We start from the raw sequence: 23331 nt of genomic DNA on the forward strand, positions 1-23331 counted from the left end.
TAAAAGGTTGTGAACACAATGATTAAAAGCGCCTACCTCCATATACCATTTTGTGAACATATTTGTCACTATTGTGATTTTAATAAAGTGTTTTTGCAGGGACAGCCGGTCGACGATTATTTACAGATGATGAAAAGGGAAATGGTGATGCAGCTTTCCAAATACCCGACTGCAGGATTGGATACTGTTTTTGTCGGTGGAGGGACACCGACCTCTCTAGATGAAAAGCAGCTTGCATTCTTATGTGAAGCAATCAATGAAACCCTGCCATTTGACCCCGAAAAGGCTGAATATACATTTGAAGCCAATCCAGGGGATCTTTCGAGAGAAAAACTCGAGATACTTTATCATTCAGGTGTCAATAGACTTAGCTTTGGTGTGCAAAGCTTCAATGATGAATTATTAAAACGAATTGGCCGGACCCACCGGGCTCTAGAAGTATATGAAACGATTCATCTGGCTCAAGAGGTTGGCTTTACGAATATCAGCATCGATCTGATTTATGGATTGCCGGGCCAAACGATGGAAGATTTCAATGATACGCTGGATAAAGCGATTGCCCTTCAATTGCCGCATTATTCGAGCTACTCATTGATCGTTGAACCGAAGACGGTTTTTTATAATCAGATGCGAAGGGGTAAATTAAGCCTGCCGCCGCAGGAGCTCGAGGCTTCGATGTATGAGAGGCTGATGGAAGAGATGGAGAAGCATGGTCTGCATCAATATGAAATCAGTAATTTTGCCCGTGAAGGGTTTGAAAGCCGGCACAATCTGACATATTGGGATAATGTGGAGTATTATGGGATTGGTGCCGGTGCACATGGCTATACTGGAGGAACAAGAGTGGCCAATCATGGTCCGGTGAAGAAATATATCGCACCATTGATGGCGAACCAGCTGCCTGTTTTGGAGGAGCACCCAGTACCGCTTCATGAACGGATGGAAGAGGAGATGTTTTTGGGTCTCCGAAAAACGGAAGGAGTTTCATTGGAAAACTTCAAGAATAAATTTTTTGTTGAAATGACGGAGATTTTCAGGAAACCGCTCGAAGAAGAATCGGCAAAGGGTCTGCTTAAGATAGAAGGCGGGTTCGTGCGCTTAACCGAACGGGGAAAATTGCTTGGAAATGAAGTGTTCCAATCATTTTTAGGCGTTATTGATTCCGAGTGAAGTAAATCTATGTTATTTTAACGATGAATTAGGGGTTTTCATTGTTGACATCATAAGCTTCATTTGATAATTTATTAGTATATTAGCACTCGGAGAGACAGAGTGCTAACAGAGGTGATCATACATGCTAACTGATCGTCAATTATTGATTCTACAAGTGATAATCGAGGATTTTATCCATTCTGCACAGCCAGTTGGGTCACGAAGCTTGTCGAAGAAAGATGAAATTACGTTCAGCTCTGCCACAATTCGAAACGAAATGTCCGATCTTGAAGAAATGGGATTTTTAGAAAAAACCCATACTTCTTCCGGTAGGATTCCTTCTGAAAAAGGGTATAGATATTATGTGGATCATTTACTTTCTCCTCAAGCTCCGAAAAAGAATGAAATGAAGATATTAAAATCCGTTTTTGTAGAACGAATTTATGAATTGGAAAAGATCGTTCAAAAGTCAGCGAAAATACTTTCGGAACTGACGAATTATACGGCGATTGTACTGGGGCCAAAAGTGAATGAGCATAAGCTGAAAAAAATCCAGATCATTCCTCTGAGCCCAGAAACGGCAATAGCCATCATTATCACTGATACAGGTCATGTGGAAAATCGAATGATTTCCTTACCGCCTTCTTTGGATATAAACGAAATTGAAAAGATGGTGAACATATTAAATTCCCGTTTAGTCGATGTTCCGCTGGTTGATCTAAAGGATAAGATTTATAAGGAAGTGGCTGTTCTTTTGAGCCGTCACATCCATAACTATGGATCGATGGTCTCGGTCCTGGCGGATACCCTGACGGACACAAAACCCGAAAAGATATTTTTCGGCGGGAAAACGAATATGCTGAGGCAGCCGGAGTTCCATGATATTGCTAAAGTAAGCACGCTTTTATCAATGATTGAGCAGGAACAGGGATTTTATGAACTCATTACCCAAAATCCATCGGGCATCCACGTCAAGATTGGCCGTGAAAATCAAAACACAGTGCTCGATGACTGCAGTTTGATTACGGCAACCTACTCAATCGGGCAGGAGCAAGTGGGCACATTAGCCATATTGGGTCCAACGAGAATGGAATATTCGAGAGTGATCAGTTTGCTTTCGTTTTTCTCGAAAGATTTAACGGCCCTGATGACAAAACTGTATCAAAAATAGGAGCAAAGGTAATATTGTTAAGGTGGCGGAGGTCATACTCCGCAGCCTGACGTATTACTTTAGCATAAATTGTATAACCCTTTTAGGGAGGTGAGATTGTGACAGAAAATAAAAACGAAGAACAAACATTGGAAAATGAAACAATCGAGGAAAGCGCTGCAGATGCAGTTTTCGCTGAAGATGAAATTCCAGCTGAACAAAACCAGGAGGAAACTCCGGTTGAAAAAGATGAACTTCAATTGGCTCATGAAAAGATTGCTGAGCTTCAGGCAAAAATCGAAGAAATGGATAACCGTTATCTTCGTCTGCAGGCCGATTTTGATAATTCAAGACGCCGTGCCAAGCTTGATATGGAGGCGGCTCAAAAATATAGAGTTCAAAGTATTGCCGTTGATTTAGTGGAGGCTCTTGATAATTTTGAAAGAGCTACAAAAATCGAAGCGGAAAATGAACAGACGAAATCCCTGCTATCTGGCATGGAAATGGTCTACAAAGCGATTACTGATGCATTGACTAAAGAAGGCATCGAACCGATTAGTTCGGTTGGTGAAGAGTTCGATCCGCGTTTGCATCAAGCGGTCATGCAAGTTCAAGATGAAAACTTCGGTTCTAACATCGTCGTCGAGGAATTCCAAAAAGGATACCTTCTTAAAGACCGTGTTATTCGACCTGCAATGGTAAAAGTGAACGAATAAGATTTTTACATATAATAATTGGGAGGTAGTGAAACTATGAGCAAGATTATTGGTATTGACTTAGGTACAACAAACTCTTGTGTATCTGTACTTGAAGGCGGGGAACCAAAAGTAATCCCGAATCCAGAAGGAAACCGTACAACACCATCCGTAGTGGCATTCAAAAATGGAGAAAGACAAGTGGGGGAAGTGGCAAAACGCCAAGCGATTACTAACCCTAACACGATCATTTCCATTAAACGCCATATGGGTACCGACCATAAAGAAGTAATTGAAGGAAAAGAATACTCACCTCAGGAAGTGTCTGCAATCATCCTTCAATACCTAAAATCATACGCTGAAGAGTATCTTGGCGAAAAAGTTACAAAAGCGGTTATCACTGTACCTGCTTATTTCAATGATGCAGAACGTCAAGCAACTAAGGATGCCGGTCAAATTGCTGGTCTTGAAGTGGAACGTATCATCAACGAACCGACAGCTGCAGCACTTGCATACGGTTTGGATAAAACGGAAGAAGATCAAACGATCCTTGTATTCGACCTTGGCGGCGGTACATTTGACGTATCGATAATGGAACTTGGGGATGGCGTTTTCGAAGTTAAGTCGACAGCCGGTGACAACCGTCTAGGTGGAGATGATTTCGACCAAGTCATCATCGATTACCTAGTAGAAGCATTCAAGAAAGAAAACGGAATCGACCTTTCAAAAGACAAAATGGCGGTTCAACGTTTGAAAGATGCAGCTGAAAAAGCGAAAAAAGATCTTTCCGGCGTAACTTCAACTCAAATTTCTTTACCATTCATCACAGCTGGAGATGCTGGCCCGCTTCACCTGGACGTAACGATGACTAGAGCTAAATTCGATGAGCTTTCTTCAGGTCTTGTGGAACGCACTATGGGACCAACTCGTCAAGCATTGAAAGATGCTGGCCTTTCAGCATCTGAAATCGACAAAGTAATCCTTGTTGGCGGATCTACACGTATTCCTGCGGTTGTTGAAGCGATCAAAAAGGAAATCGGTCAAGAACCAAGCAAAGGTGTAAACCCTGATGAAGTAGTGGCCATGGGTGCTGCAATTCAAGGTGGCGTATTGACAGGGGATGTTAAAGATGTAGTCCTTCTGGATGTAACTCCACTTTCACTTGGAATTGAAACGATGGGCGGAGTATTCACGAAACTGATTGACCGTAATACTACGATTCCGACAAGTAAATCACAAGTATTCTCGACAGCGGCTGATAATCAAACGGCAGTTGATATCCATGTCCTGCAAGGTGAACGTCCAATGTCAGCGGATAACAAAACTCTTGGTCGTTTCCAATTGAGTGACATTCCACCGGCACCGCGTGGAATTCCACAAGTTGAAGTGACATTCGATATCGATAAAAATGGTATCGTGAACGTTCGTGCGAAAGATCTTGGCACGAACAAAGAACAAGCGATCACCATCAAATCATCTTCAGGCCTTTCTGATGAAGAAATCGACCGCATGGTACGTGAGGCGGAAGAAAATGCCGATAGCGATAAACAACGTAAAGAAGAAGTCGAACTTCGTAACGAAGCTGATCAATTAGTTTTCCAAACGGAAAAAACGCTTAAAGATCTAGAAGGTAAAGTTGACGAAGCGGAAGTAACTAAAGCGAATGAAGCGAAGGACGAACTGAAAGCTGCAATCGAGAAAAATGAGCTTGAAGAAATCCGCGTGAAAAAAGATGCACTTAATGAAATCGTTCAAGCTTTGACAATGAAGCTTTATGAAGAAGCGGCAAAAGCTCAGCAAGCTGGCGAAGCCGGTGCTGGCGAATCTGCTCAGGACGATAATGTAGTTGATGCAGAGTACACGGAAGTTAACGAAGAAGAGAAAAAATAAAAAGTGACCCAATCGGGACACTGATATATATTGGGCAGTTGATTTCTGCCTGCCATTGTAGAAAAGTCAAAGTCAGGTTATCTTGACTTTGGCTTTTTTTACAGTGGATGGAATCATTGCCAGGAAGTGTTGGCATCTGATTTTCTTTTGTTCTTACAATCGCTGGTGGGGAATCATGGAAATTTAGAGAGAAATGTGTGCAAATTGGGACTGGCATTACAATTTACAAAAAAGTGTTAAAGCCGTTTGTACTTTTCTAGTTGATTATTATCTTCGTTCAGTGATAATATTACCTTTATGTGAATCGAATCGGGAGTGGATTTTAGATATGAGTAAACGCGATTATTATGAGGTGTTAGGCCTTTCGAAGAGTGCTTCGAAGGATGAAATCAAAAAAGCGTATCGTAAGCTCTCCAAACAATATCACCCTGATATTAATAAAGCGGACGATGCTGCGGATAAATTTAAAGAAATCAAGGAAGCTTACGAAGTATTGAGCGACGACCAGAAAAAGGCCCATTATGACCAATTCGGACATACAGATCCAAATCAGGGCTTTGGCGGTCAGGACTTTGGTGGTTTCGGCGGTTTTGAAGATATTTTCAGCAGTTTCTTTGGGGGCGGCGGACGCAGGAGAGATCCGAATGCACCACGTCAAGGGGCGGATTTACAGTATACGATGACGCTTTCTTTTGAAGAGGCTGCATTTGGAAAAGAGACTGAAATTGAAATTCCGCGTGAAGAGAATTGTGATACATGCAAAGGATCAGGTGCAAAACCAGGTACAAAAGTGGAAAACTGTTCACATTGTCATGGGACCGGTCAATTGAATGTAGAACAAAACACAGCGTTCGGAAGGATTGTGAACCGGAGAGCATGTCATCATTGTCAAGGAACAGGAAAAATCATTCCTAATAAATGTTCAACATGCGGCGGGGACGGAAAAGTCCAAAAACGTAAAAAGATCCAAGTTAAGGTGCCAGCAGGAATTGATGATGGCCAGCAATTGCGTGTAACCGGACAAGGCGAGCCAGGAATCAATGGCGGACCAGCCGGAGATCTGTATGTAGTCTTCCATGTGCGCAGTCATGAATTCTTTGAGCGGGATGGCGATGATATCTATTGTGAAATGCCTGTTACTTTTGCTCAGGCCGCACTAGGGGATGAAATAGAAGTTCCGACCCTTCATGGAAAAGTGAAGCTGAAGATCCCTGCCGGTACACAAACGAGCACGCGCTTCCGTTTAAAAGGCAAAGGTGTTCCTAATGTCAGAGGATATGGCCAAGGAGATCAGCATGTGGTCGTATTAGTGGTCACACCTAAAAAATTAACGGAAAAACAAAAGGACCTGCTTCGTGAGTTCAGCGATATCAGCGGTCAAGGTATTGATGAACATCATGATGGGTTTTTCTCAAAAGTGAAGCGTGCTTTTAAAGATAGGTGAATAAAAGTAAAAGAACAAATTGGGAGTTGGTAGATTATGAAGTGGTCTGAATTTGCAATCCAAACAACGAATGAAGCGGTTGAACCTGTTTCGAATATTCTTCATGAGGCAGGTGCCAGCGGTGTTGTCATTGAGGATCCTCTAGAATTAGTCAAGGAACGCGAAAATGTTTTTGGCGAAATCTACCACTTAAATCCAGATGATTATCCGGATGAAGGTGTATTGATTAAGGCATATTTGCCAGTTAACAGCTTCCTTGGTGAAACTGTTGATGCTATAAAGGAATCAATTAATAATCTCCTTCATTTTGATATAGACCTTGGGAAGAATGTTGTTTCAATTAGTGAAGTGAATGAAGAAGAGTGGGCGACGGCTTGGAAAAAATATTATAATCCCGTCAAGATTTCCGAACGGTTTACCATCGTGCCGACATGGGAAGATTATACTCCAGTCAGCAGTGACGAATTGATCATTGAACTTGATCCCGGCATGGCCTTCGGAACGGGGACACATCCGACAACGGTCATGTGTATCCAAGCGTTGGAACGTACAGTTCGTCCAGGGGATTTAGTTGTTGATGTAGGAACGGGTTCTGGGGTTCTAAGCATTGCTGCTGCATTATTGGATGCAGAACGAATCCAGTCCCTTGATTTGGATGAAGTGGCTGTACAGTCAGCTATTCAAAATGTGGAACTTAATAACGTGCAGAATAAAGTGTCCGTTTCACAAGGCAACTTGCTGGATGGTGTGAATGAACAAGCGGATGTCGTCGTGGCTAATATTCTTGCCGAAGTGATCATGCGATTTACGGATGATGTAGCGAAAGTGGTTAAACCTGGCGGATATTTCATCGCTTCTGGGATCATTCAACCAAAGAAACAAGATGTGAAGGATGCGATTATAGGATCTGGATTCACCATTGAGGAAACGATCTTGATGGAAGATTGGGTAGCAATAATAGCGAAAAGAAATGATTAATTGAAAAAGTTACTCTGATTATCGGGTATTTTGATAGTCAGAGTACCTTTTTTTAGCTTGAATCCTTGCATGGCTTGCATTCGGGAAACCTGACTGTTAGCCGCTGTATGTATTTTAGACTAGATGAAGTAGGTGGCAGTGTGCAACGGTATTTTCTTAACGAAGAAGACATCAATGGAAACAGGGTGACGATATCAGGTGATGATTTTCACCATATCTCCAGGGTGATGAGAATGGGACCGGGAGAGCGGATAATCACGGTGAAAGCTAATGGTATGACTGCTGTCACGGAAATTTCCGAAATAACTGATGATGTTGTTATAGGGACTGTTATCGAATGGAAGAATGAAGAAAAGGAACTTCCTGTGAGGGTTGTGATAGCGAGCGGTCTGCCTAAAGGGGATAAATTGGAATATATCGTACAAAAGGGTACGGAACTGGGTGCGGTTGAGTTTATCCCTTTTATTGCTGCTCGTTCGGTGGTAAAATGGGACCACAAAAAGGTAGGCAAGAAATTGGAGAGGCTCCAGAAGATTTCAAAAGAGGCGGCCGAGCAATCTCACCGCACTGTTATCCCTGCCATCAAGGAGCCGATGACGGCAGATCAGCTAGCTGGGTATGCTTCCGGTTTCAATCATAAATTAATCGCTTTTGAAGAAGAGGCAAAGCGGGGGGAAACTTCTGTACTCGCTTCGGTCCTGAAGGATATCACCGGAGGGCAATCGATCTTATTTGTCTTTGGTCCTGAAGGTGGTTTAGCAGATAAGGAAATTGAAAAACTGTCTGATGCCGGTTTTCTAGCTTGCGGTCTTGGACCAAGAATATTAAGAACTGAAACAGCACCTTTATATGCACTTTCCGCTGTTTCTTATCATGTAGAACTTTTGAGGTGATGAAAAATGGCAACGGTCGCTTTCCATACATTAGGCTGTAAAGTGAATCATTATGAAACAGAGGCTATTTGGCAATTATTTAAAACTGGGGGATATGATCGTGTTGAGTTTGAAAATACATCAGATGTATATGTCATCAACACATGCACGGTGACAAACACTGGCGATAAGAAAAGCCGTCAGGTCATCCGTCGTGCCATTCGTAAAAATCCGAATGCCGTCATAGCGGTAACGGGATGTTACGCTCAGACATCGCCAGCTGAAATCATGGCCATACCAGGTGTGGATATTGTTGTAGGAACACAGGACAGGGTTAAACTTCTTGATTATATCGAGCAATTCAAGGTGGAACGTGAACCAATCAATGCTGTAGGAAATATCATGAAAAACCGTGTCTATGAAGAGTTGGATGTACCTGCTTTTACAGACCGTACACGCGCTTCGCTAAAGATTCAGGAAGGTTGCAATAATTTCTGCACTTTCTGCATCATACCTTGGGCTCGTGGCTTGATGCGTTCCCGCGATCCGAAGGAAGTCGTTCACCAAGCTGAGCAGCTTGTCGAGGCAGGGTATAAGGAGTTAGTCCTGACCGGAATCCATACTGGTGGCTACGGAGACGATTTGAAGGACTATAATTTGGCGATGCTGCTGCGGGACTTGGAAAAAATCGATGGGCTGAAGCGTATCCGTATTTCATCCATTGAAGCCAGCCAAATTACAGATGAGATCATTGAAGTGCTGACGAATTCGAAAAAAGTCGTACGTCATTTGCATATACCAATCCAATCGGGTTCCGATACAGTACTAAAACGGATGAGACGTAAATATACGATGGATTTCTTCGGTGATCGAATCGAAAAGTTGAAAATTGCACTTCCGGGTCTTGCTGTTACCTCTGATGTCATCGTAGGTTTCCCAGGTGAAACCGAAGAAGAATTCATGGAGACATATAACTTTATAGAAAAATATAAATTCTCCGAACTTCATGTTTTCCCTTATTCAAAACGGACAGGGACTCCGGCTGCCCGTATGGAGGATCAAGTGGATGAAGATGTCAAAAATGAACGTGTCCACCGACTTATCGCTTTGTCGGATCAGCTGGCAAAAGAGTATGCCTCCCGATTCGAGGGTGAAGTTCTGGAAGTCATTCCTGAAACGAAGTTGGAAAATGGCCTTTATGAAGGCTACTCCGATAATTATATGAAAATCGTTTTCCCGGCTTCAGATGAAATGGTCGGTGAAATCGTAAAAGTGAAAATTACAAAGTCGGGCTATCCATTTAGTGAAGGACAGTTCGTGACGATCGTAAAGGATTTACCATTGCAACAAGCATCAAATATTTAAGACGGCGAATTTACGCTGTCTTTTTTTTATTCTCTGTTTGATGTGTTTTCTTGGAACGTTCGGGTAAAGACTATATATATCGTCAAAGTGGATAAATTATGGTATGATTAGAGGTACGTACAACTAGTTATAGTTTGTTTTTGAGGAGGATTATTAATGTCACAAAATGTAGCAGGTTTAATTGACCACACGTTATTAAAAGCAGATGCAACCAAAGAGCAAATTAAGGTATTATGCGAAGAAGCGAGAGAGTATAACTTTGCTTCCGTATGCGTAAACCCGACATGGGTTAAGTATGCAAGCGAACTTTTGGAAGGGTCAGAAGTGAAAGTTTGTACGGTTATCGGGTTCCCTCTAGGTGCAACCACACCGGAAACTAAAGCTTTTGAAACGAAAGATGCCATCAGCAATGGTGCTCACGAAGTCGATATGGTGATCAATATCGGCGCATTGAAGGACAAGGATGATGAGTTGGTAGAGCGGGATATCCGTGCTGTGATAGCTGCATCCACTGGTAAGGCTCTATCGAAAGTAATCATTGAAACCTCTCTATTGACTGAGGAAGAAAAAGTCCGTGCTTGTGAACTGGCAGTAAAAGCGGGAACGGATTATGTTAAAACATCAACTGGTTTTTCGACCGGCGGTGCGACTGTCGAAGATATCACGCTCATGAGAAAAACGGTCGGTCCCGATATCGGTGTCAAAGCTTCAGGTGGTGTCCGCAACACGAGTGATGCCCAGAAAGTGATTGAAGCTGGTGCAACAAGAATTGGTGCGAGTGCAGGTGTCTCCATCGTAAAGGGCTTAACGGCTGAATCCGATTATTGATTTTTTTAAAAGGCGGAGAATAATTTTTCTCCGCCTTTTTTTTATTCCCCTTTTTCCCACCACGTCTGATCGCGCTTGCTTCATTCCTGTCCTAGAAAAAGCTCTCCACGGCAAAAAATGAAAGATGTATCTATTTTGAATTCTCACTAGTTATTTTTGGAACCAGCAACTTTTAAAGAAAACCGCACAAGCGGCGAGTTTCACGAGTTAGAACGGCGAATTCACGAGTAAAGCACCGGAATTCACGAGTAAACGTGCAAAACTCACGAGTAAAAGCGTAAAATTCACGAGTAAAGCACTGAAATTGAGTGAATGTCATGAAAATGCAAAAGAAAACGCCCCAAAATTAAGCCAAAGCACGTAATTTTGAGGAGGAAATTGAAATTCACGAGTAAAAGCGCAAAATTCACGAGTAAAGCACTGAAATTCACGAGTAAACGTGCAAAACTCACGAGTAAAAGCGTAAAATTCACGAGTAAAGCACCGGAATTGAGTGAATGTCATGAAAATGCAAAAGAAAACGCCCCAAAATTAAGCTAAAGCGCGCAATTTTGAGGAGGAAATTGAAATTCACGAGTAAAAGCGTAAAATTCACGAGTAAAGCACTGAAATTGAGTGAATGTCATGAAAATGCAAAAGAAAACGCCCCAAAATTAAGCTAAAGCGCGCAATTTTGAGGAGGAAATTGAAATTCACGAGTAAAAGCGCAATATCACGAGTAAAGCACCAAAACTCACGAGCAAACCGCCGAAATTGTCCCCAAAGCCATTGACTTTTAGGACAGGCCTTTATTTTTTAGGGGGACGGTGCACCCAAAGAATGAAGCTGGAGAATTGGCGTGCGAAAGGCAAGACAGCCAAAGAAGTCAAGATATTGAAAATGACACTAGCATGGGCGAGTTGTTTCCCCTCGTTTTCGGTGAAAAAGGCAGCCGTTCGTACCAGGATGTCCACAAAAGGCAGGAATGCAGCAACCCCGATGACGTTTAGCCAAATATGTGCATAAGCTGTGAAGGCAGCTTGTCTACCAGACCCGATGCTGGCCATGTATCCGGTGATGCAAGTGCCTATATTGGATCCAAACATGATGATGATTGCGGAAGTGACGGATAACTCCCCATTCATCAAAAAGCTCATGGCTATCCCGATGGTTGCCGAACTAGAGTGAATGAGTGCCGTCAATAATATCCCTGCTAATAGGGCATAACTGATATGGCCCTCTATGTAATTGATGAGCGTTTGTATGGATGGATAGGCTGCAATTGGTGTCGAAAGCGTTTTAAAACCACTCATAGCCGCGAAGATGGCCGAGATTCCGATCAGTGTCATCCCTAAGCTTCGCGATAATACATTTGGCATGAAGCAAAGGAAAGCGCCGCTGATGACACCTGGGATGATCCAACCATCCAAAGAGAAGGTCATGAACTCTGCCGTGAAGGTGGATCCGATATTCGTTCCAAGAATAATCCCGATTGTTTGCGGGAACGTTAAGCTTCCTGCAGAAACGAGGCCGACAGTCATGACCATGACCGCCGAGCTGCTCTGCAAGATCCCTGTAAAGATGGTTCCGGCCATGAAACCCTTCCATGGTTTATCCGTTACTTTTGAGAGAAATGTTTTTAATGCTGCACCGGACATATTGAACAACCCGATTCGTAAAACTGACATACCAGCCAAAAATATCGCAATGAATAGTAGGAATAAAAATAGTTCATACATGACTGTCACCCCTTTAATAACTTATGGTCCGTTAAGGGGAGACATGCTATAAATTGGGTTTCCATGCCGTTGAATGATGGTTTAAAGAAAAATTATGATAATAACATGATAATATTCAAAATAAGTTTGATTTTATTGGTTGACCTGCTAAAGATGATATATTATAATTGTTTAGTACATGTATAACATGTTGACAACTTGAGTTAGTGTGTTGTTTTCGGAGGGAGGGAAAGAGATGTCTAAAACCGTCGTTCGTAAAAACGAATCGCTTGAAGATGCTCTTCGTCGTTTCAAACGTACTGTATCTAAAGCAGGATCGCTTCAGGAAGCTAGGAAGCGTGAATTTTATGAAAAACCAAGCGTAAAACGTAAGAAAAAGTCTGAAGCTGCAAGAAAACGTAAATTCTAAGAGAGGGTGGAAAGATGAGTCTTCTCGAGCGTTTAAATAATGATATGAAACAAGCGATGAAGAACAAGGAAAAGGACAAACTATCTGTTATTCGGATGCTGAAAGCTTCTATTCAAAATGAAGCACTGAAGCAGAGACAAGATTTAACAGATGATGAAGAATTGACAGTGCTCTCTCGCGAATTAAAACAACGCAAAGACTCCCTCCAGGAGTTTGAAAACGCAGGTCGTTCCGATCTCGTGGATAAAGTCCGCACCGAACTAGTATACGTAGAGGCATATATGCCTAAGCAACTTTCAGAAGAAGAGATTTCTAAAATTGTTAAACAAACGATTGAAGAAGTCAATGCAACATCCAAAGCAGATATGGGGAGAGTTATGGGAGCTTTAATGCCTAAAGTTAAAGGTAAAGCGGATGGTTCTCTAGTAAACAAATTAGTACAACAACATCTATCTTAAACTCGAAACTTAAAACTCGAAACCTAACCGCAGGCAAATTGCCTGTGGTTTTTGTGTATTTCCTGGTTTTTGTGCGTATATTATTGAAACGAAGCCACAGATAATATGGGCACTTTCAATTTTATTTGCTTTTTTTGAAACCTTTTTCATATACATACGTAATAACTAAAGAACAGAGTATAGGGTTGCTTCATTTGCTCCTTATTCGAATTTTAGTTGCGGGCTGAATTTTACTGGTAAGTATCTTCCTGAAAATTGGAGGCACTTACAGCGTTTAAGACGGTAAAGGGGGGGGCGTTCTGCCTGAAAATTTGGCGTTATTTATCTGTACTCTTATTTGGATTGCTGTTCACCATGTCTTCATTTGGAGGATCGGTGGTTTCTGCAAAAGAGAAGATCGTTTACCATGTTCCAATTGAAGAAACGGTGGAAAAGGGACTCTCGGCCTTTTTGGAGCGTGCGCTGACCACTGCTGAAGCTGCTGATGCAGATCTTGTGGTATTCGAGGTGAACACCCCTGGAGGCGCTGTGGATGCAGCAGGGGAAATTGCGAAGTTACTGTCCGATTCACCAATTAAGACTGTTGCTTACGTGAATAACAGGGCTTTATCTGCAGGTGCATATATTTCCCTAAGTGCAGATGAGATCTATATGGTTCCAAGTGCCACTATGGGATCAGCGGCAGTGATTGATTCAACGGGGAACGCTGCAGGTAAGAAAGCCCAATCTTATTGGCTGGCTGCCATGAAGACTGCTGCAGAACAAAATGGTCGCGATCCCATATTCGCTCAGGCAATGGCGGATGATGACATCGACCTTCCCGAATATGGGGCGGAAAGAGGAAAGTTGCTGACATTTACAGCTGAACAGGCAAAAAAGGCTGGTTATAGTGAAGGCACCGTCTCTGGGAAAACGGAGTTGTATAGTATACTTGGGGTTGAGGATGCCGATATTCGGTCAATCGAAGAAAGCTTTCCAGAAAAACTTGCCCGCTTTTTGACCAATCCGATTGTCGTCCCCATTTTATTGACGATAGCAGGAATCGGGATTGTGATTGAATTGTTTTCACCTGGTTTTGGAATTCCGGGGGTAATTGGGATCTCCAGTCTTGTCTTATTCTTCTATGGTCATCTTGTCGCTGGTATCACCGGGTACGAATCGTTAGCGATGTTCATCATTGGGGTCATTCTTGTATTAGTTGAGTTTTTTATCCCAGGGGGGATTATCGGGCTGCTTGGATTTACGGCGATTGTGGGGAGTTTATTCCTTGCATCAGGTGATCCGGTTATTATGACGATATCCTTGCTAATTGCGGTCACCGTATCCATTTTGGTATTCATCCTACTTGTAAAGGTGTTTGGAAAACAAATGAAATTTTTCAGGAAAATGATATTAACCGATGCAACAAAAACGGAACAAGGATATGTCAGCAATCCGAATCGAGTGGATTTATTAGGTGTGGAAGGGAAGGCCTTTACAGATTTGAGGCCCTCAGGAACAGCTTTAATCAAAGATGAAAGAGTGGATGTCGTGACTGAAGGAAGCTTTATTTCCAAAGGGTCGACGATCATGATCGTTAAAGTTGAAGGATCTAGGGTGGTCGTCCGGGAAATTCCGGATTCAAATTAAAAAATTTTAAGAAACAGGAAGGATGAATAATTAAGTGATAACTTCAGGAACGATATTTATTGTACTGGCAGTGATTGCTGCCATAATCGTATTGGCAGTGTTTTTCACATTCGTACCAATAATGTTATGGATTTCCGCTTTAGCGGCAGGAGTCAAAATCAGTATATTTACATTAGTAGGGATGAGGCTTCGCCGTGTTATACCAAGCAGGGTTGTCAATCCGCTTATCAAGGCCCATAAGGCTGGAATCAATGTTTCAACGAATCAATTGGAGAGCCATTACCTTGCAGGCGGTAATGTCGATCGCGTAGTGAATGCTTTAATTGCTGCAGAACGTGCCAATATCGTGTTACCTTTCGAACGGGGTGCAGCTATTGACCTTGCAGGTCGGGATGTACTGCAAGCCGTTCAAATGAGCGTTAACCCGAAAGTGATCGAAACTCCATTCATCTCTGGTGTAGCGATGAATGGTATTGAAGTGAAAGCAAAGGCGAGGATTACGGTCCGTGCCAATATTGAACGTCTAGTCGGTGGTGCCGGCGAAGAGACAATCATTGCCCGTGTAGGTGAAGGGATCGTATCGACGATCGGTGCTTCGAAAATGCATACGGATGTACTTGAAAACCCCGATTTGATTTCAAGAACGGTTTTATCAAAAGGGTTGGATTCTGGAACGGCATTCGAAATTCTTTCCATTGATATCGCTGAAGTGGATATCGGGAAAAATATTGGGGCCATATTACAGACTGACCAAGCTGAGGCCGATAAGAAAATAGCCCAGGCAAAAGCCGAAGAACGCCGTGCAATGGCTGTTGCACTTGAACAGGAAATGGTTGCCCGTGTTCAGGAAATGAGAGCGAAGGTTGTTCAATCAGAAGCGGAAGTTCCGTTGGCAATGGCCGATGCACTGAAAAGCGGAAATCTGGGAGTGATGGATTATATGAATATCCAAAACATCACGGCAGATACGGATATGCGCGATTCCATCAGTAAAATATCCGAAAATCCAAAAGATAGCAATAACAACAATAATAATAATTAGGTCAGGGAAGGGAGGTCTTTAAATGGGAGATATTATTGATTTCTTTCTCAAGAACCCATTCCTTATCATTGTCTTGATCGGTATTTTAACGTCCATGTTAGGAAAGAAAAAGCAGCCTCAGCAAAATGATGATCCAAACAGGCCTCCGAAAAAGAACTGGCAGGAGGTCATACGGGAGCTTCAAGGTGAAATGTCACAAGGGGATCAGCAGCAAAGGCCTGCCCCTGCTCCCGTAAGGAAAGTCGAACAGCAGGCAACGCAGGCTGTTGAAGTAAACGATGAGACGAAGAATGAAGCGAACAAAAGGATTGCTGAGCTTAGACGGCTTCAGCAGAAGTACGATCAAGAGCGTTTATATCAAAAAGCGAAGGCAGATCAAATTACATCAGCGATATCTGATAACAGCAGTCCGGTCTATCGCAAAGGACCTTCTTTTGGCAAAAAGCAGCTGATTGATGGCATCATCATGTCAGAAGTGCTGGGACCGCCAAGGGCGAAGCGAAGTCTTCAGAGGTCCAGAAGGTAACAGAGTGCAACACCGGGCTTTTTTCATTACATCCTTGATGCCACGAAAAAATAGGCTTTCATTCCCTTATAATTTTGTGCTAGAACCCTCTTTCATTTCATACATTGAGATGAAAGGGGGTTCTTTTTTATGGCACGCAATTGGGGAAAAAAAGTGAAACAGCTTATGACCAAAACAATGGACCTTCCGCAAGATGTCATGATGGACCTGCCGCGAATTACAATGATCGGACAATTACATATTTATATTGAAAACCATCGTGGCTTATTGGCTTTTACAGACAGCGAAGTGCGATTGATGCTGAAAAATGGGCAGTTGCTGATAAAGGGAAACGCCTTTGTCATAAAGACGATTTTGCCGGAAGAAATCATGCTCGAAGGCAAAATTGACAAGGTTTATTTTATCAATGAATGATCCCGGGAGGTCTCCATGAAAAACCAATGGACAAACTATTATACAGGCTATGTAAAAGTGAAGGCATATGGAAAAGGCGCAGAACGGCTGATTAACATGCTGACGAGAAGAGGGCTGCATATCTGGGATGTGAAGCGCGTCGGCAGCGAAGCCCTGATTTTTCATATGGATGTTAGGGATATCCCTAAACTCCGTCAGGTCATGCGTAAGAGCGATTGTAAAGTAAAATTCATGCAGGGAAAGGGTGTCCCTTTCCTCATGAAGAGGGTTATGAAAAACAGCGGATTTTTAGTGGGCCTGATCGCTTTCCTGCTTTGCATATTTGTACTTTCCAATATGGTATGGGGCATCGAGGTACAAGATGCCAAGCCGGCAACCGAGCATGCCATCCGGAAAGAATTGGACAAGATGGGCGTGAAGATCGGTAAAGTGCAATTCTTTGTTGATGATGTGGATACGATTCAGCGTAAGCTGTCGGACCGGATTGGTGCATTGACATGGGTGGGGGTAGAGCTAAAGGGAACGACATACCATTTCCGGGTTGTTGAAAAACGGCAGCCTAAAGAAGTCGAGAAAACATCTCCACAGAATTTGGTAGCTTCCAAAAAAGCGATCATCACTAATATGTTCGTTGAAAAGGGACAATCTATAGTTAATGTGAATGATTATGTAGGAAAAGGACAGCTTCTTGTTTCAGGACTGATTGGAAAAGAGGATAAACAGGAAATTGTATCCGCAAAGGGAGTAATAAAAGGGAAAACGTGGTATAAAGCGAAAGTGGATGTTCCGTTAAAAACCAAGTTTGCTGTTTTTAACGGAAATGAAACGAGTAGGCACTTTTTGAAAATGGGGGAATTTTCACTGCCTATTTGGGGATTCAAGGATCCGGGATATGAAAAACAGGTAAAAGAAACGACAGTGAGGCCGTTTCACTTTCTTCAATGGGAACTGCCCATTTCTTATAAACAGGTGACCTTAAGGAGCAAGGAAGACATTGTTCGGAGTTATACAGAGGAAGAAGCGGTGAAGGAAGGCAGGAAAATGGCTAAAGCAGAATTGGAAAAGCATTTAGACGAGGAAGATGAAATCGTCGAAGAAAAAATTTTGCACGAAAGCATAGAGAATGGTAAAGTTAAATTATCTATACATTACCAAGTTATTGAAGATATAGCGATTGGACAGCCAATCATTCAAGGAGACTAACGAATGGCAGATGATGTGAAAGTAATTAAGCTGGAAATAGAGTCACCTAATGAAGCGATCGCTTTATTGGGCAATGGGGATTCAAATGTGAAAGTGCTTGAAGAGGAGCTAGGCATTTCCGTCATTACCCGGGGTGAAGCGGTGAGTGTTGCCGGGGATATCGAGCGCGTAACGATGGGACAGGAAATACTTAAGGCACTATTGACAGTGATCAGAAAAGGAATTGCAATCAGCTCTAGAGATGTGCTTTATGCAATTGAATTGGCAAGAAAAGGAACCTTGGAGTATTTTGGTGAATTATATGATGAGGAAATCGCGAAAACGGCTAAGGGGAAATCCATTAAAGTCAAAACTATCGGGCAGAGATACTATATCCAGGCAATAAAGAAACATGACCTGGTATTTGGAATTGGGCCTGCCGGAACCGGGAAGACCTATCTTGCTGTTGTAATGGCGATCAATGCATTGAAAAATGGACATGTAAAACGGATCATCCTGACACGTCCTGCCGTCGAAGCGGGCGAAAGCCTGGGTTTTCTGCCTGGTGATCTAAAAGAAAAGGTAGATCCTTACCTACGGCCGCTGTATGACGCTCTCCATGACCTCCTTGGGATGGAACAGACCCAACGGATGATAGAGCGCGGAACGATCGAAATAGCTCCTCTGGCTTATATGAGGGGCCGTACGCTTGAAGATGCCTTTGTCATTTTGGATGAAGCCCAAAATACGACGGAAGCCCAAATGAAGATGTTCCTGACCCGGCTAGGGTTCGGATCGAAAATGGTCATTACGGGAGATCGGACTCAGATTGACCTTCCAAAAGGCATAAAGTCAGGTCTTATACGGGTAGAAGAGATCTTGAAGAATGTTAAAGGCCTTTCCTTTGTTTATTTTGAGCAAAGTGATGTAGTAAGACATCCGCTTGTCGCCAAAATCATTACTGCTTACGAGCAGGCAAAGTGATAAGAAAAAAATCCGCCATTTTCAATCGGCGGATTTTTCGTGATGTGACTAAATGACCTATCTTTTTGGCTAAAAAGTGGATATGGAACGAAAGAAGGTTTACATTTATCAATACGAGGTGAAAATTTACATGAAAACTGTTATGATTTTACATATCTAGAATAATAAACATCATTTTTTAGGAGGACCTTCCTTGAATCGTATCCAGAAATTTTTCACTAAAATAAAAGGGCTGTTGGTCCATCGCTTTTTTCAAGTGTTATTGTTTATCATACTTGGTTTGTTTGCGTATGGGTTAATGTTCTCCAACGTCAAGCCGGAAAAGGTCGAGGTAGAGCTTTTTAAGCCTTCGGAACAAACAATCCGTTCAACGAAGACTGTGGAAGATACCTATAAGACCGAACAGGAAAAAGAAGAGATTTCAAAACAGGTGGCTGATGTATATTCATTAAAAAAAGAATATGCCAAAAATAAAGTCGATCTGATTTCATCCATCTTCGATTCAGCGATTGAGGTGAATAAAGAAACGGACCCCGATAAAGCGCATGATGATGATGGTAAAGAAAATAAAAAAGGGACCATAAAGACGGATGCTCAAAAAGTTTCCATATTAAAAGAAAAATTGACCGATGAAGTCAATAAAAATATTGAGGAATCCGTTTTCCTTGCTTTAGTCCAGGCGGATGAAGATGAGTTGAAAATAGCGAAAGATTCAACCATTACTGCCGTGAATAATGTGATGAGCTCCCGCATCGCTGCCAGTGACGTCGAAAATGCCAAGAAAAAGGTTGTAGAGGAATTGGGCTATATGAGCATTAATAGCGATATGAAGAAAGCTTCCAATTCCCTAGCGCGCACGGCAATCATTCAGAATGTGTTTTTCGATAAGGATAAAACCGAGGAACAGCGACGGAAAGCGGTCGAAAGCGTGGAGCCAATCAGAATCCTCCAGGGACAGATCATCGTAGAAGAGAACCAGTTAGTGGACAGGGATGTATATAGGCAGCTTGAACTGGCAGGCTTTTTAAATACGGAGTCTACCATTTACCCGTATATCGGCCTGCTGCTATTCATATTTCTGACTTTTGCCGCTTTTTATTACTTTTTCTACTTTTCCATTTCCAAAAAGGATAACAAGTACAATCAGTTATTGATCTTCAGTCTTGTCTTTATCCTTTCAATGGCTACCATGAAAACGGTCAGCATTCTGGCAGACCTGAAAAACTCGAATTTGGAATACATTTTCCCGGGTGCCATGGCGGCGATGCTCATCAAGATATTATTGAACGATAAGTTAGCGGTAGCCATGATCATATTGTTAGGTTCATATGGTACGATTATATTTAATGGTGATACGCCTGGTAATCTGGATTTCTCGATGGGGCTTTATATCATTTTCGGGGGATTGACGGCAATCATCATTTTATCGCGGCCCAATTTCAAATCAAAGGTTCTGGTTGCAGGGCTACTATTGTCTTTAATCAATATGGCATTCGTATTTTCACTAATCTTCATCATGGACGGCCATTATACTAGAATGGAGTATTTATATTATGCTGTTGCTGCGATAGGTTCTGGAGTTGGTTCAGCTGTTTTGACCATGGGCCTTTTACCGTTTTTCGAGGCTGGTTTCGGGATCTTATCATCTATTAAGCTTATCGAGCTTTCGAATCCCAATCATCCGTTACTGCGGAAGATCTTGATTGAGGCTCCGGGGACTTATCATCACAGTGTAATGGTCGCCAATTTGGCAGAATCGGCTTGTGAAGCCATTGGGTCTAATGGATTGCTGGCAAGGGTCGGCAGTTATTATCATGATATCGGTAAAACGAAACGGCCGCACTTCTTCATCGAAAATCAGATGAACGTGGAGAACCCGCATGATCGGCTGCCGCCTGAAACGAGCAGGGATATCATCATCGCTCATGCCGTAGATGGCGGTGAGATGCTGCGAAGCCACAAATTCCCGAAAGAGATAGTGGATATTGCAGAGCAGCATCATGGGACAACTTTATTGAAATTTTTCTACCATAAGGCAAAAAAACAGGATGATGCCACACTGGAATCGGCTTACCGGTATCCCGGGCCGAGGGCGATAATGAAGGAAGTAGCTGTCATAGGCATTGCCGATAGTGTGGAAGCTGCAGTCAGATCGATGCAGCACCCAACCCCAGAGAAAATTGAAGAACTGGTAAGTTTCATCATTCAGGACAGGATTCAAGATGGTCAATTTGATGAATGTGACATTACTATGAGAGAATTGAGTATCGTGAAGCATTCCTTATGTGAATCGCTTAATGGTATCTTCCACTCCAGGATTGAATATCCGGAGGCGGATAAATTAGGACAGAAGGTGAAAGAATGATTTTAGCTATCGATTTAATGGATGAAACGAACGAAGTAACGGAAGAAGCTCAGCGACTTGTTGAAAGCATTCTGCAATTTGCGGCTAAAAAAGAAAACATTGAAAAAGATACCGAGCTATCAGTTACATTTGTAGACAATGAGAGAATTCGGGAAATCAATAAAGAATATCGTCATAAAGATTCAGTAACCGATGTCATTTCTTTTGCACTTGAAGAAATGGGGGAAGATGAAGTGGAAATTGTCGGGGGGGAAATGCCCCGCATATTAGGCGATATCATCATTTCCATTGAACGCACGAAAGAGCAGGCTGAAGAATATGGGCATTCTTTCGATCGTGAACTTGGATTTTTAGCACTGCATGGCTTTCTTCATTTATTAGGTTTCGACCACATGAATGAAGAAGATGAAAAAGAGATGTTTACGAAACAAAAGGAGATCTTGGAAGAATATGGACTTTCAAGAGAAGGGTAAAAAAAGGTATCCATTATTAAAAAGTTTCTCTTTTGCCTGTCAGGGAATTTTGGAGGCTGTTCGAACGGAACGCAACATTAAGATTCATTTCGCGTTAACGGCAATCATCGTTTTCTTTGGCTGGTATTTCTCATTGAATGGGATGGAATGGCTTTTCATTTTGGCGGCCATAGCCGGTACGATTACGTTAGAGCTCGTTAATTCAGCGATTGAAAGGGTAGTTGATCTGGTGACGGATCAAATCCATCCCCTTGCCAAGCAGGCAAAAGATATTGCAGCCGGCGCAGTATTCATATATGCTATATTCTCCATAATAGTTGGATTGATTATCTTTTTGCCTAAGTTTGGCCTGTAGGTTGCCAAATGGTACTCAATTTGAAAGGAAGATGTGAATTGAATACGAATGAATTGATTGAGGAAGCTAAAAAAGCTAGAGAAAAAGCTTATGTACCTTATTCCAAATTTAAAGTGGGGGCAGCCCTTTTGACCACTGATGGGAAGGTCTATCATGGTTGTAATATAGAAAATGCTGCGTACAGCATGTGTAATTGTGCCGAAAGGACCGCTTTATTCAGCGCTTATGCCCATAACGATAAAAAGTTCACTAAACTTGCAGTCGTGGCAGATACCGATGGTCCTGTTTCTCCATGCGGGGCGTGCAGGCAGGTTATTTCAGAACTGTGCGACCAGGATATGCCGGTTGTTTTGACCAACTTAAATGGGGATATAAAAGAACTAACAGTACAGGAATTGCTTCCAGGAGCTTTTTCACCGGAGGATTTAAATGGATAAATTATTTGATGATACACAAGTAAAAGGTTACAAATCAGGTTTCATTTCGATAATTGGACGACCTAATGTTGGAAAGAGTACATTTCTGAATCGGGTCATCGGTCAAAAGATCGCGATTATGAGTGATAAACCCCAAACTACAAGAAATAAGGTTCAAGGCGTACTTACGCAAAACGATTCACAAATGATTTTCATTGATACACCCGGCATTCATAAACCAAAGCATAAGCTTGGGGATTTCATGATGAAAGTGGCAACGAATACATTGAAAGAAGTCGATTTGATTCTCTTCATGATCAATGCGACTGAAGGATACGGACGCGGTGACGAGTTTATCATCGAAAAACTTCAAACCGTAAAAACTCCTGTTTTCCTGGTTGTAAACAAAATAGATGCGATGCATCCAGATGATTTACTTCCAATCATTGAAAAATACCAACAGCTTTACCCTTTTGCGGCAGTCGTTCCGATTTCTGCACTTGAAGGAAATAACGTCGATACATTGCTTGAACAAATCAAGGAACACCTACCTGAAGGTCCCCAGTTTTATCCAGCTGACCAAGTGACCGACCATCCGGAACGTTTTATCATTTCCGAATTGGTCCGCGAGAAGGTATTGCACCTGACGCGTGAGGAAATTCCGCATTCAGTGGCTGTTGTCATCGATTCAATTAAAAAAATGGATAACAGTGATACCATTAATGTCATGGCGACGATCGTTGTCGAGCGTGATTCACAAAAAGGCATCGTCATCGGAAAGCAAGGGAAAATGCTTAAAGAAGTCGGTAGCCGTGCCAGAGTGGACATCGAAAACTTATTGGGCTCGAAAGTTTTCTTGGAACTTTGGGTAAAGGTACAGAAGGATTGGCGTAACAAAGCCAGCCAGCTTCGCGATTATGGTTTCAATGAGAGCGAGTATTAATTAACAAAATTTACGAGTCATGAAAGTTTGGAAAACGGTCAAG

24 protein-coding genes are annotated in these 23331 nt (G+C 42.3%); 23 read left to right on the forward strand and 1 reads right to left on the reverse strand.

Features of this window, described 5'->3' with window-relative positions; translation table 11 throughout:
* The first annotated feature begins 18 nt into the window (after window positions 1-18).
* The 10 genes from hemW (at window position 19) to ACFX4X_RS03090 (ending at window position 10914) form a co-directional block, all read left to right on the forward strand.
* The gene (gene hemW, locus ACFX4X_RS03045; RefSeq protein WP_377381461.1) at window positions 19-1170 is read left to right on the forward strand and encodes a radical SAM family heme chaperone HemW; all 1152 of its coding nucleotides are present in this window, start codon (window positions 19-21) and stop codon (window positions 1168-1170) included.
* Window positions 1171-1294: 124 nt separating this feature from the next.
* Complete coding sequence (hrcA, locus tag ACFX4X_RS03050; RefSeq protein WP_061464116.1) at window positions 1295-2323, forward strand: heat-inducible transcriptional repressor HrcA; 1029 nt, start codon at window positions 1295-1297, stop codon at window positions 2321-2323.
* Window positions 2324-2421: 98 nt separating this feature from the next.
* Window positions 2422-3018, forward strand: coding sequence for a nucleotide exchange factor GrpE (grpE, locus tag ACFX4X_RS03055; RefSeq protein WP_375166214.1), 597 nt, complete (start codon window positions 2422-2424; stop codon window positions 3016-3018).
* A 36-nt stretch (window positions 3019-3054) separates the two neighbouring features.
* Entirely contained in the window at window positions 3055-4887 is a 1833-nt protein-coding gene (gene dnaK, locus ACFX4X_RS03060) for a molecular chaperone DnaK (RefSeq protein WP_061464114.1), read from the forward strand.
* Between the two features lie 328 nt (window positions 4888-5215).
* On the forward strand, window positions 5216-6331 hold the full coding sequence (dnaJ, locus tag ACFX4X_RS03065; protein WP_284470199.1) for a molecular chaperone DnaJ: 1116 nt from the start codon (window positions 5216-5218) through the stop codon (window positions 6329-6331).
* A 36-nt stretch (window positions 6332-6367) separates the two neighbouring features.
* On the forward strand, window positions 6368-7309 hold the full coding sequence (prmA, locus tag ACFX4X_RS03070) for a 50S ribosomal protein L11 methyltransferase (protein WP_125160699.1): 942 nt from the start codon (window positions 6368-6370) through the stop codon (window positions 7307-7309).
* A gap of 140 nt (window positions 7310-7449) precedes the next feature.
* Entirely contained in the window at window positions 7450-8202 is a 753-nt protein-coding gene (locus ACFX4X_RS03075; protein ID WP_377381467.1) for a 16S rRNA (uracil(1498)-N(3))-methyltransferase, read from the forward strand.
* Between the two features lie 6 nt (window positions 8203-8208).
* A complete protein-coding gene (gene mtaB, locus ACFX4X_RS03080; protein WP_289337326.1) occupies window positions 8209-9546 on the forward strand; it encodes a tRNA (N(6)-L-threonylcarbamoyladenosine(37)-C(2))-methylthiotransferase MtaB in 1338 nt (445 codons plus the stop codon).
* 156 nt (window positions 9547-9702) lie between these two features.
* The gene (deoC, locus tag ACFX4X_RS03085; protein ID WP_061464109.1) at window positions 9703-10374 is read left to right on the forward strand and encodes a deoxyribose-phosphate aldolase; all 672 of its coding nucleotides are present in this window, start codon (window positions 9703-9705) and stop codon (window positions 10372-10374) included.
* Window positions 10375-10752: 378 nt separating this feature from the next.
* Complete coding sequence (locus ACFX4X_RS03090) at window positions 10753-10914, forward strand: hypothetical protein (protein ID WP_377381471.1); 162 nt, start codon at window positions 10753-10755, stop codon at window positions 10912-10914.
* Between the two features lie 248 nt (window positions 10915-11162).
* Here the strand turns inward: ACFX4X_RS03090 and ACFX4X_RS03095 are convergent, their stop codons facing one another.
* Window positions 11163-12092 (reverse strand): Na/Pi symporter, encoded by a 930-nt coding sequence (locus tag ACFX4X_RS03095; protein WP_377381474.1) that lies wholly within the window; start codon window positions 12090-12092, stop codon window positions 11163-11165.
* Window positions 12093-12327: 235 nt separating this feature from the next.
* Here ACFX4X_RS03095 and rpsU point away from each other — a divergent pair, with 235 nt between their 5' ends.
* The 13 genes from rpsU to era all read left to right on the forward strand — a co-directional run bounded on the left by rpsU (window position 12328) and on the right by era (window position 23288).
* Window positions 12328-12501 carry a 30S ribosomal protein S21 gene (rpsU, locus tag ACFX4X_RS03100; protein WP_028391853.1) on the forward strand — a complete coding sequence of 58 codons (174 nt, stop codon included), beginning with the start codon at window positions 12328-12330 and terminating at the stop codon, window positions 12499-12501.
* Window positions 12502-12515: 14 nt separating this feature from the next.
* Window positions 12516-12959: a GatB/YqeY domain-containing protein gene (locus ACFX4X_RS03105; protein WP_377381477.1), complete on the forward strand. Its 444-nt coding sequence runs from the start codon at window positions 12516-12518 to the stop codon at window positions 12957-12959.
* 354 nt (window positions 12960-13313) lie between these two features.
* A complete protein-coding gene (locus ACFX4X_RS03110) occupies window positions 13314-14588 on the forward strand; it encodes an NfeD family protein (RefSeq protein ID WP_377381479.1) in 1275 nt (424 codons plus the stop codon).
* Window positions 14589-14640: 52 nt separating this feature from the next.
* Window positions 14641-15630 carry a flotillin-like protein FloA gene (gene floA / locus ACFX4X_RS03115; protein WP_377381848.1) on the forward strand — a complete coding sequence of 330 codons (990 nt, stop codon included), beginning with the start codon at window positions 14641-14643 and terminating at the stop codon, window positions 15628-15630.
* A 22-nt stretch (window positions 15631-15652) separates the two neighbouring features.
* Window positions 15653-16156, forward strand: a complete 504-nt coding sequence (locus ACFX4X_RS03120) for a hypothetical protein (RefSeq protein ID WP_284470205.1) — start codon at window positions 15653-15655, stop codon at window positions 16154-16156.
* A 129-nt stretch (window positions 16157-16285) separates the two neighbouring features.
* Complete coding sequence (yqfC, locus tag ACFX4X_RS03125) at window positions 16286-16570, forward strand: sporulation protein YqfC (protein WP_034308511.1); 285 nt, start codon at window positions 16286-16288, stop codon at window positions 16568-16570.
* A gap of 15 nt (window positions 16571-16585) precedes the next feature.
* Window positions 16586-17773, forward strand: coding sequence for a sporulation protein YqfD (gene yqfD, locus ACFX4X_RS03130; protein ID WP_061464103.1), 1188 nt, complete (start codon window positions 16586-16588; stop codon window positions 17771-17773).
* A gap of 3 nt (window positions 17774-17776) precedes the next feature.
* Window positions 17777-18736: a PhoH family protein gene (locus ACFX4X_RS03135; protein ID WP_061464102.1), complete on the forward strand. Its 960-nt coding sequence runs from the start codon at window positions 17777-17779 to the stop codon at window positions 18734-18736.
* 193 nt (window positions 18737-18929) lie between these two features.
* Entirely contained in the window at window positions 18930-21101 is a 2172-nt protein-coding gene (locus tag ACFX4X_RS03140) for an HD family phosphohydrolase (RefSeq protein ID WP_377381484.1), read from the forward strand.
* Window positions 21098-21574 carry an rRNA maturation RNase YbeY gene (gene ybeY / locus ACFX4X_RS03145; RefSeq protein WP_377381487.1) on the forward strand — a complete coding sequence of 159 codons (477 nt, stop codon included), beginning with the start codon at window positions 21098-21100 and terminating at the stop codon, window positions 21572-21574. The genes ACFX4X_RS03140 and ybeY overlap by 4 nt, the downstream gene beginning before the upstream one ends.
* Window positions 21552-21929 (forward strand): diacylglycerol kinase family protein, encoded by a 378-nt coding sequence (locus tag ACFX4X_RS03150; RefSeq protein WP_284470208.1) that lies wholly within the window; start codon window positions 21552-21554, stop codon window positions 21927-21929. Before ybeY ends, ACFX4X_RS03150 begins: the two co-directional genes overlap by 23 nt.
* Window positions 21930-21967: 38 nt before the next feature.
* Window positions 21968-22366 carry a cytidine deaminase gene (locus ACFX4X_RS03155; protein ID WP_089361537.1) on the forward strand — a complete coding sequence of 133 codons (399 nt, stop codon included), beginning with the start codon at window positions 21968-21970 and terminating at the stop codon, window positions 22364-22366.
* A complete protein-coding gene (gene era, locus ACFX4X_RS03160) occupies window positions 22359-23288 on the forward strand; it encodes a GTPase Era (RefSeq protein WP_061464097.1) in 930 nt (309 codons plus the stop codon). Before ACFX4X_RS03155 ends, era begins: the two co-directional genes overlap by 8 nt.
* Window positions 23289-23331: the final 43 nt, after the last annotated feature.

The sequence above is a fragment of the Peribacillus sp. YIM B13481 genome, from assembly GCF_042787985.1.
Taxonomy (GTDB): Bacteria; Bacillota; Bacilli; order Bacillales; family DSM-1321; genus Peribacillus; species Peribacillus simplex_A.

What these genes read in the sequence shown, in the direction of transcription:
- hemW (WP_377381461.1), top strand. Translation starts at nt 19, where the DNA reads ATGATTAAAAGCGCCTACCTCCATATACCATTTTGTGAACATATTTGT.
- hrcA (WP_061464116.1), top strand. Translation starts at nt 1,295, where the DNA reads ATGCTAACTGATCGTCAATTATTGATTCTACAAGTGATAATCGAGGAT.
- dnaK (WP_061464114.1), top strand. Translation starts at nt 3,055, where the DNA reads ATGAGCAAGATTATTGGTATTGACTTAGGTACAACAAACTCTTGTGTA.
- dnaJ (WP_284470199.1), top strand. Translation starts at nt 5,216, where the DNA reads ATGAGTAAACGCGATTATTATGAGGTGTTAGGCCTTTCGAAGAGTGCT.
- prmA (WP_125160699.1), top strand. Translation starts at nt 6,368, where the DNA reads ATGAAGTGGTCTGAATTTGCAATCCAAACAACGAATGAAGCGGTTGAA.
- mtaB (WP_289337326.1), top strand. Translation starts at nt 8,209, where the DNA reads ATGGCAACGGTCGCTTTCCATACATTAGGCTGTAAAGTGAATCATTAT.
- deoC (WP_061464109.1), top strand. Translation starts at nt 9,703, where the DNA reads ATGTCACAAAATGTAGCAGGTTTAATTGACCACACGTTATTAAAAGCA.
- ACFX4X_RS03095 (WP_377381474.1), bottom strand. Translation starts at nt 12,092, where the DNA reads ATGTATGAACTATTTTTATTCCTACTATTCATTGCGATATTTTTGGCT.
- rpsU (WP_028391853.1), top strand. Translation starts at nt 12,328, where the DNA reads ATGTCTAAAACCGTCGTTCGTAAAAACGAATCGCTTGAAGATGCTCTT.
- ACFX4X_RS03105 (WP_377381477.1), top strand. Translation starts at nt 12,516, where the DNA reads ATGAGTCTTCTCGAGCGTTTAAATAATGATATGAAACAAGCGATGAAG.
- ACFX4X_RS03110 (WP_377381479.1), top strand. Translation starts at nt 13,314, where the DNA reads ATGTCTTCATTTGGAGGATCGGTGGTTTCTGCAAAAGAGAAGATCGTT.
- ACFX4X_RS03120 (WP_284470205.1), top strand. Translation starts at nt 15,653, where the DNA reads ATGGGAGATATTATTGATTTCTTTCTCAAGAACCCATTCCTTATCATT.
- yqfC (WP_034308511.1), top strand. Translation starts at nt 16,286, where the DNA reads ATGGCACGCAATTGGGGAAAAAAAGTGAAACAGCTTATGACCAAAACA.
- yqfD (WP_061464103.1), top strand. Translation starts at nt 16,586, where the DNA reads ATGAAAAACCAATGGACAAACTATTATACAGGCTATGTAAAAGTGAAG.
- ACFX4X_RS03135 (WP_061464102.1), top strand. Translation starts at nt 17,777, where the DNA reads ATGGCAGATGATGTGAAAGTAATTAAGCTGGAAATAGAGTCACCTAAT.
- ybeY (WP_377381487.1), top strand. Translation starts at nt 21,098, where the DNA reads ATGATTTTAGCTATCGATTTAATGGATGAAACGAACGAAGTAACGGAA.
- ACFX4X_RS03150 (WP_284470208.1), top strand. Translation starts at nt 21,552, where the DNA reads ATGGACTTTCAAGAGAAGGGTAAAAAAAGGTATCCATTATTAAAAAGT.
- era (WP_061464097.1), top strand. Translation starts at nt 22,359, where the DNA reads ATGGATAAATTATTTGATGATACACAAGTAAAAGGTTACAAATCAGGT.